Here is a 7,745-nt window from a genome sequence, read left to right as displayed (position 1 = left end):
GTGCTACTCGGGGAAACCCGGGATCACGCCTTCGCCGTCGGCCATCAGCAGCTCGCGGACCTCGTCGATCGTCGCCTCGGCACTCGGCAGGATCAGCTCGGACGGCTCCAGCGAATCCAGCGGCACCGGGGTGCCGTACTGCTTCACCGCCTCGATGAGCTTGCCGTAGGCCTGACGGAAGAGCGTCTCGTCGCCCGACTCCACTGCGGTGACGAGCTCGGCGTCGAGCTCGTTGAGCAGGTTCAGGTGGTCCTCGCCCACCTCGTACTGCCCCTCACCCATGACCCTCATGATCATGCCGTGCGTCTCCCTGGTTTCGTGGGGTCGAACTCAGATCACTTGTTGTAGTTGATGCGCGGGGTGTCCTGCGGCTGCTGCTGGGGCTGCTGCTGCGGCCGGCCCTGCTCGATCGCGGCGGGGCCGGACGAGGACGGACCGGACAGCTCGGCCTTCATCCGGGCCAGCTCCAGCTCGACGTCGGACCCGCCGGCGACGCGCTCCAGCTCGGCCTCGATGTCGTCCTTGCGGCCGAGACCGCTCGCGTCGTCGAGCGCGCCGGAGGCGAGCAGCTCGTCGATGGCACCGGCCCGGGCCTGCATCTGGGCGGTCTTGTCCTCGGCGCGCTGGATCGCCAGGCCGACGTCACCCATCTCCTCCGAGATCCCGGAGAAGGATTCGGCGATGCGGGTCTGGGCCTGGGCGGCCGTGTACGTCGCCTTGATGGTCTCCTTCTTGGTGCGGAAGGCGTCCACCTTGGCCTGGAGCCGCTGGGAGGCGAGCGTGAGCTTCTCCTCCTCGGCCTGGAGCTGCTGGTACTGCGTCTCCAGGTCGGTGATCTGCGACTGCATGTTGGCCTTGCGGGTCAGCGCCTCGCGGGCCAGGTCCTCGCGCCCGAGCGACAGCGCCTTGCGGCCCTGGTCCTCGTACTTGGCCGACTGCTGCTGGAGCTGGGTCAGCTGGAGTTCGAGCCGCTTGCGCGAGGTCGCGACGTCCGCGACACCACGCCGTACCTTCTGCAGCAGTTCGAGCTGCTTCTGGTAGGAGTAGTCAAGCGTCTCACGCGGATCCTCCGCCCGGTCCAAGGCCTTGTTCGCCTTGGAGCGGAAGATCAGCCCCATACGCTTCATGATTCCGTCGCTCATGGGCCTCGGGTGCCCCCTTCTCCGGCCTGCGGTCTCTATCTCGTTACCAGACACGACGAGTGTATGTGCAGCGAGCCCGTCGCCGCAGTGCACCTGCCTGCAACAAGACTGCTACAGCGACCGGGGGCGTTTCCTCCTCCCCCGGGTGGATCCGCCCCTCATACCCCCCATCGTCCATCCGACTGATCCCCTACGGGAAGGCCCCGGGGAACCCGTTTCGGACGGCGACCACACGGTACCGATATGTGTTCGGGTCCGAGGGCACCCTCGGAAGCCGCGCCGCACCCCGTAGGCTGGTGGTGTGTTCCGACGCCGTTCAGATGATGCCGCCGCCTCCGCCACCGTGCTGGAGAAGCAGGACGAGACGCCCCAGGCCCGCGACCCGCAGGCCAAGAAGGGCCGCCCCACCCCCAAGCGCAACGAGGCCGAGGCCAACCGGCGCACCAGGGTGACGGTCCCCAAGGACCGCAAGGAGGCCGCCCGCCAGGGGCGCGAGCGGATGCGCTCCGAGCGCGAGAAGCAGCGCCAGGCGCTGATGAACGGCGACGAGCGCCACCTGCCCGCCCGTGACAAGGGCCCGGTGCGCAAGTTCGCCCGCGACTACGTGGACGCCCGCTGGTCGCTCGCCGAGTTCTTCCTCCCAGCCGCCGTGGTCATCCTGGTGCTGAGCATCGTCAAGGTGCAGGCCATCCAGCTGCTCTCCACGCTGCTGTTCCTGCTGTTCTTCGTGTTCGTGGTCCTCGACTTCGTCCGCCTCGGCCTCGGCCTGCGCAAGCAGCTGGCCGAGCGCTTCGCCGGGGAGAACACCCGCGGCGCCGTCGCCTACGGCATCATGCGCACCCTGCAGATGCGCCGCCTGCGACTGCCCAAGCCGCAGGTGCGGCGCGGGGAGAAGCCCTGACCGCCGAACCGGTCGACTCCGGCTGGGCCCCACCCTCCTGGGAGGGGCCCGGCCTCTACGCACTTCCCGGGCAGGGCGGCTCGTTCCCCGGGCAGGGGGCCGGCGGCCACGACCGGTCGGCCCAGGAGCGCCGGCTGCCCTCGCGCAGCGGTTCCTACGCGGGCGGCACCGCCGCCTGGCTGGACCGGTTCGGCGGACTGCGGGACTTCGTCCGCCAGGAGCTCGTCGCCCGCCAGCTCGCCGAGCAGCTGGCCGGCCGCAGCGCGCAGCGCGTCCTCGACATCGGCTGCGGCCAGGGCACCCAGGCACTGCGGCTGGCCCGGGCCGGCCACTACGTCACCGGGCTCGATTCGGACCCGGCCGCGCTCGGCGCCGCCCAGGGGGCGCTCGCCGAGGAGCCGCCGGAGGTCCGCGACCGGATGCAGCTGCTCAGCGGCGACGGCCACCAGTGCGGGCGCTGGTTCGGCCCGCGCAGCTTCGACGTGGTGCTCTGCCACGGCGTGCTGATGTACCTGCCCGACCCCGATCCGATGATCGCCTCGCTGGCCCGGCTGCTGGCGCCCGGCGGGCTGCTCTCGCTGCTGGTCCGCAACCGCGACGCGCTCGCCCTGCGGCCCGCGGCCGCCGGGGACTGGCGGGCCGCCCTGCACGCCTTCGAGACCGACCGGTACTACAACCGGCTCGGACTGGCCGCACGGGCCGACCGGCTCGCCGACCTCACCGTCACCCTCTCCGAGGTGTCGGTGCCGCTGCGCCACTGGTACGGCGTGCGGGTCTTCACCGACAACGCCCCGGCCGACGCGGCCCCGCCGGTGGACGGGCGCCAGCTGGCCCAGCTCCTGGAGGCCGAGGACCGGGCCGGCCGCACCGACCCGTACCGGCAGGTCGCCGCGCTGCTGCACGTGATCGGGGTCAAGTAGCCCGGGCCCGTACCGGGGGAAGGACCGGGGCGGAACGGCCTCACCGGCCGCTCCACCCCGTCGGGACTACGCCTCGCTCAGGCTCATCGCGTAGACGACCCGCTCGTCCTCCAGCAGCACCGCGGTCTCCACACCGCCCTCCGCGAGCTGCTTCCAGGTCTCCCCGATCCAGGTCTCGGCGTCCCCCTGGCCGGCGAACTCCTCCTGGCCGCCGTCGGGCGTCACCGCGCTGCCGTCCGCCTTCTCGTACCGCCACGTCCAGACCATGCCGGCTCCTCCCACTGACCACGCTGCCTGTGTTGCTGCGCACCATAGCCTGCCCGGCCGGATCTTCCGTATGCCTGGTCCGGCAGGATGGGTGGCATGGCGACCCCACCCCCGCTCCCCCGCACGCTGCTGCTCGGCGGCGCCCGCTCCGGCAAGTCCACCCGCGCCGAACAGCTGCTGGCCGACCGCCCGGACGTCCTGTACGTGGCCACCGGCGGCACCCGGGACGGCGACGCCGAGTGGGCGCAGCGGGTCGCGCTGCACCGGGAGCGCCGGCCGGCGAGCTGGCGCACCGCCGAGACCTGTGACCTGGAGGCGGTGCTGGCCGACCCGGCCGATCCGGCGCCGGTGCTGGTCGACTGCCTCGCCCTCTGGCTGACCGCCGTGATGGACGAGTGCGGCGCCTGGGACGACGAGGTCTGGGCGAACGGCGGCGAGGCCGCGGTGGGCCGCCGCTGCGAGGCCCTGGCTCGGGCCTGGGCCGTCACCGGACGGACCGCCGTCGCGGTGAGCAACGAGGTCGGCATGGGCGTCGTGCCGGCCACCGCCGCCGGCCGCCGCTTCCGCGACACCCTGGGCCGGCTCAACATGGCCGTCGCGGACGCCTCGGAGCGGGTCCTGCTGGTGGTGGCGGGCCAGGTGCTGACCGTCAAGCCAGCCGTTTGACGAACACGTTCGGCGTGTAGCCTTCCGGACGATGGACACGACCGTGGATCTCGATACGTTCTCCTCGCTCGTCGAGCGCCCCGACGAGAGCGCCCGGCGGGCCGCCGAGGAACGCTGGCAGGCGGCCGACCGGCCGCGCGGCGGACTCGGCAAGCTGGAGGAGCTGGGCAGCTGGCTCGCCTCGGTGCAGGGGCGCTCCCCGGTGCTGCCGATCTCCGCCCCCAAGGTGCTGCTGTTCGCCGCCGACCACGGCGTGGCGGCGCTCGGGGTCTCCCGGATGCCCGCCAAGGGCGGCACCGCGGACCGGGTGCGGGCCGTGCTCGACGGCAGCGCCCCGGTGTCCCGGCTGGCCGCGCGCTACGGCGCCCGGGTCCGGGTCGTCGACGTCGCGGTGGACGCCGACCCGCTCGACTTCCCGGACGAGGTGGTCGCCCACCGGATCCGGCGCGGTTCCGGGCGGATCGACGTCGAGGACGCGCTCACCCCGCAGGAGACCGTCCGGGCGTTCCGGGCCGGCATGGCCGTCGCCGACGAGGAGGCCGACGCCGGCACCGACCTGGTGCTGCTCGGCGACCTCGGGGTCGGTGCCACCACGGTGGCCGGCGTCCTGGTCGGCGCACTGTGCGGGACGGACGCGGCGGCGGTGACCGGGCGCGGCTCCGGGATCGACGACCGGGTGTGGATGGTCAAGTGCGCCACCATCCGGGACTCGCTGCGGCGGGCCCGGCCGGTGCTCGGCGACCAGCTGGCGCTGCTCGGCGCCACCGGCGGGGCCGACTTCGCGGCGATCACCGGCTTCCTGCTCCAGGCGGCCGTCCGACGGCTGCCGGTGGTGCTGGACGGCGTGGTCTCGGCTGCCTGCGCGCTGGTCGCGCAGCGGATCGCCTTCCGCGCCCCGGAGTGGTGGCGCGCCGGGCAGTCCAGCGGCGAGCCCGCCCAGGCGAAGGCGTACGACCGGCTGACCCTGACGCCGTTGCAGGAGCAGGGCATCACCATGGGCGAGGGCGTCGGCGCGCTGCTGGCGCTGCCGCTGCTCCAGGCCGCGGGGGACGTGCTCGCGGACGAGGCGCCGAAGCCGTTCGTGCCGGCGGCGCCCGGGGTGCCCCGGGAGCAGCCGCGGCTGCCGTCGGCGGCGGACCTGCTGCGGAAGCTGTAGGACCGGGCGGCCTCCGCCGAACCCGGTTCCGCCGCACCATGGCGAAGACCTGACTGTCCGACCGTCCGAAGAACGCCCCTTCGCAGGGGCGTTCTTGCTTTGAGAGGAACACACCCATGACGGACCCCGACGACCGGGCCGGCTGGGCCGACGGCCTGCGGTTCGGGTTCGGGACGCTGTCCGTCCTGCGGGTCCGGGTGGAGCGGTGGGACCGGGCCGCGGCCGCCCGGGCGATGACGGCGGCTCCGCTGGTCGGCCTGGCGTTGGGGGCGATGGCGGCCGCGGCCGGGGCGCTGGTGGCCTGGCGGGCGGGCGGACCGCTCGGCGCGGTCACCGCGGTGGCGGTGCTCGCCGGACTGACCCGCGGGCTGCACCTGGACGGGCTGGCGGACGTCGCCGACGGGCTCGGCAGCGGGAAGCCGGCCGAGGACGCGCTGCGCATCATGAAGCAGTCCGACATCGGTCCGTTCGGCGTACTGACCCTGGTCCTCGTCCTGCTCGCCCAGATCGCCGCACTGGCCGGGCAGTTCGGTCACTCTCCGCTACGCGGCGCGCTCGCGGTGCTCGCCTCGGCGACGGCCGCCCGGTGCGCGCTCGCCTGGGGCTGTCTGCGGTCGGTGCCGGCCGCCCGGCCGGGCGGGCTCGGAGCGATGGTGGCGAGCACCGTCGCGCCCGCCGCCGCTGCCGCCGGAACGGCCGCCGCGGCGCTCGTCCTGGCCGCGTGCGGCCTCTTCGACGGATGGTCAGCCCTCCGCCTCCCGCTGGCCGTTGTGCTCGGCGTGGGCTGTTCCCGGCTGCTGCTCGGACGGTGCGTGCGCAGGTTCGGCGGGATCACCGGGGACGTGCTCGGCGCGATGGCCGAGACCGCCGCGACCGCCTCGCTGTTCGCCCTGGCTTTGCTCGGCTGACACCGGGCGGAGCGTGATCCCAGCATGCGGACTACCATGCGTGAAGCACCGCAGCCCTGCACCGTCGCAGGTCCTGCCCGCCCGGCGCGCACCGAGGAGCCGGGGCCTCTGGTGTGCGCGGCCGCTCCGGCGGACGCGCGCGCCAGGGGCCCCGGACCCCGGACGCCCGCCGACGGACGGCCCGTGACGGGAGGCTGCGCCGGTGCGGCAGCCTCGCCGTGGCCGGCCGTGGACCGCGAAAGAACAGGACGCATTACGTGACTGCATTGTCTGTGAGCACCTCCTCCGCCGCCTCGCTGCGTGCGGACGCCCTGGTGGTCGGTGTCGCGAAGGGGCCGAAGGGCATCGTGCTGGCCCCCGGCGCCGAGGCCGTGAACGAGGCGTTCGAGGGCAAGCTGACCGAGGTCCTCAGCACCCTGGGCGCGACCGGCGCCGAGGGCGAGGCCGTCAAGGTCCCCTCCACCGCCGGCCTGAAGGCCGCGCTCGTGCTCGCGGTCGGCCTGGGCGAGGCCGCCGAGGACGGTTACGAGCCGGAGGCGCTGCGCCGCGCCGCCGGTGTCGCCGCCCGCACCCTGGCCGGCACCAAGAAGGCCGCGCTGGCCCTGCCGGCCGAGTCCGCGGAGGCCGTCGAGGCGGTCGCGCTGGGCGGCCTGCTCGGCTCGTACTCCTTCGGCACCTACAAGGCCGACGGCAGCGGCAAGGAGCCGGTCGGCGAGCTGGTCGTGCTGACCGTCCGCAAGGGCAACAAGGACGCCAAGGCCGCCGTGGAGCGCGCCACCGCGATCGGCGAGGAGATGAACCGGGCCCGCGACCTGGTCAACACCGCTCCGAACGACCTGAACCCGAAGAGCTTCGCCGCGATCGCCCAGGCGGCCGGCAAGGAGCACGGCCTCAAGGTCGAGGTGCTGGACGAGAAGGCGCTGGCCAAGGGCGGCTTCGGCGGCCTGCTGGGCGTCGGCGGCGGCTCGGCCAACCCGCCGCGCCTGGTCAAGGTGGCCTACACCCACCCGAAGGCCAAGGCCACCCTGGCGTTCATCGGCAAGGGCATCACCTACGACTCGGGCGGCATCTCGCTGAAGCCGGCCGGCCACAACGAGACCATGAAGTGCGACATGGCCGGCGCCGCCGCCGTGTTCGCCGCCGTGGTGGCCGCCAAGCGCCTGGGCCTGGTCGTCAACGTGACCGCGTGGCTGGCGCTGGCCGAGAACATGCCGTCCGGCTCCGCCACCCGTCCGGGCGACGTGCTGAAGATGTACGGCGGCAAGACCGTCGAGGTCCTGAACACGGACGCCGAGGGCCGCCTGGTGCTGGCCGACGCGCTCGTGCGGGCCGGCGAGGAGAACCCGGACGTCATCATCGACGTGGCGACCCTGACCGGCGCCATGGTGCTGGCCCTGGGCAACCGCACCTTCGGCGTGATGGCCAACGACGACGAGCTGCGCGAGGAGCTGCACGTGCTGGCCGGCGAGGCGGGCGAGCAGTCCTGGCCGATGCCGCTGCCGGCCGACCTGCGCAAGGGCTTCACCGAGTCGACCATCGCCGACCTGGCCAACATGGGCGAGCGGATGGGCGGCGGCCTGGTGGCCGGCCTGTTCCTGAAGGAGTTCGTGGCCGAGGGCACCGACTGGGCGCACCTGGACATCGCCGGTCCGGCGTTCCACGAGGGCGCGCCGTACGGCTACACCCCGAAGGGCGGCACCGCGAGCGCGGTGCGCACCCTGGTCCGCTTCGCCGAGCAGAAGGCGAACGGCAAGGCCTGATCCCCCGGGCCCTCGGTCGAGGGCC

The 7,745-nt window shown here is 73.7% G+C and carries 8 protein-coding genes and 1 pseudogene; 6 read left to right on the top strand and 3 right to left on the bottom strand.

The window, feature by feature from the left end; genetic code table 11:
* Positions 1–3: 3 nt before the first annotated feature.
* Together ACFRMQ_RS35030 and ACFRMQ_RS35025 are read right to left on the bottom strand one after the other, a co-directional pair.
* Entirely contained in the window at positions 4–297 is a 294-nt protein-coding gene (locus ACFRMQ_RS35030) for a hypothetical protein (protein WP_380734835.1), read from the bottom strand.
* Positions 298–335: 38 nt separating this feature from the next.
* Positions 336–1,142: a PspA/IM30 family protein gene (locus tag ACFRMQ_RS35025; protein ID WP_380734834.1), complete on the bottom strand. Its 807-nt coding sequence runs from the start codon at positions 1,140–1,142 to the stop codon at positions 336–338.
* Positions 1,143–1,443: 301 nt separating this feature from the next.
* On the opposite strand from ACFRMQ_RS35025, the gene ACFRMQ_RS35020 reads away from it, so the two are divergent.
* Together ACFRMQ_RS35020 and ACFRMQ_RS35015 are read left to right on the top strand one after the other, a co-directional pair.
* Positions 1,444–2,043, top strand: a complete 600-nt coding sequence (locus ACFRMQ_RS35020) for a DUF3043 domain-containing protein (RefSeq protein WP_380734833.1) — start codon at positions 1,444–1,446, stop codon at positions 2,041–2,043.
* Positions 2,044–2,222: 179 nt separating this feature from the next.
* Positions 2,223–2,963 (top strand): class I SAM-dependent methyltransferase, encoded by a 741-nt coding sequence (locus tag ACFRMQ_RS35015; protein ID WP_380734836.1) that lies wholly within the window; start codon positions 2,223–2,225, stop codon positions 2,961–2,963.
* 66 nt (positions 2,964–3,029) lie between these two features.
* On the opposite strand, the gene ACFRMQ_RS35010 is transcribed toward ACFRMQ_RS35015, so the two are convergent.
* The gene (locus ACFRMQ_RS35010) at positions 3,030–3,230 is read right to left on the bottom strand and encodes a hypothetical protein (protein ID WP_380734832.1); all 201 of its coding nucleotides are present in this window, start codon (positions 3,228–3,230) and stop codon (positions 3,030–3,032) included.
* A 108-nt stretch (positions 3,231–3,338) separates the two neighbouring features.
* Here ACFRMQ_RS35010 and cobU point away from each other — a divergent pair.
* From cobU to ACFRMQ_RS34990, 4 genes and pseudogenes are all read left to right on the top strand, one after another.
* Positions 3,339–3,896, top strand: a pseudogene (gene cobU, locus ACFRMQ_RS35005) (bifunctional adenosylcobinamide kinase/adenosylcobinamide-phosphate guanylyltransferase); the annotation flags it as partial.
* 31 nt (positions 3,897–3,927) lie between these two features.
* Positions 3,928–5,052, top strand: coding sequence for a nicotinate-nucleotide--dimethylbenzimidazole phosphoribosyltransferase (locus tag ACFRMQ_RS35000; RefSeq protein WP_380734831.1), 1,125 nt, complete (start codon positions 3,928–3,930; stop codon positions 5,050–5,052).
* Between the two features lie 116 nt (positions 5,053–5,168).
* Entirely contained in the window at positions 5,169–5,960 is a 792-nt protein-coding gene (locus ACFRMQ_RS34995; protein WP_380734830.1) for an adenosylcobinamide-GDP ribazoletransferase, read from the top strand.
* A 257-nt stretch (positions 5,961–6,217) separates the two neighbouring features.
* Entirely contained in the window at positions 6,218–7,720 is a 1,503-nt protein-coding gene (locus tag ACFRMQ_RS34990; RefSeq protein ID WP_380734829.1) for a leucyl aminopeptidase, read from the top strand.
* Positions 7,721–7,745 lie beyond the last annotated feature (25 nt).

Origin of the sequence: Kitasatospora sp. NPDC056783, assembly GCF_042789895.1 — a bacterium.
Lineage (GTDB): Bacteria > Actinomycetota > Actinomycetes > Streptomycetales > Streptomycetaceae > Kitasatospora.
The sequence above is the reverse complement of the archived record's forward strand: the minus strand, read 5'-3'. Positions and strand labels throughout refer to the sequence as shown.

Bases quoted from the DNA above. Each gene is read 5' to 3' on its own strand.
- ACFRMQ_RS35030 (WP_380734835.1), bottom strand. From the start codon at position 297: ATGATCATGAGGGTCATGGGTGAGGGGCAGTACGAGGTGGGCGAGGAC.
- ACFRMQ_RS35025 (WP_380734834.1), bottom strand. From the start codon at position 1,142: ATGAGCGACGGAATCATGAAGCGTATGGGGCTGATCTTCCGCTCCAAG.
- ACFRMQ_RS35010 (WP_380734832.1), bottom strand. From the start codon at position 3,230: ATGGTCTGGACGTGGCGGTACGAGAAGGCGGACGGCAGCGCGGTGACG.
- ACFRMQ_RS35000 (WP_380734831.1), top strand. From the start codon at position 3,928: ATGGACACGACCGTGGATCTCGATACGTTCTCCTCGCTCGTCGAGCGC.
- ACFRMQ_RS34995 (WP_380734830.1), top strand. From the start codon at position 5,169: ATGACGGACCCCGACGACCGGGCCGGCTGGGCCGACGGCCTGCGGTTC.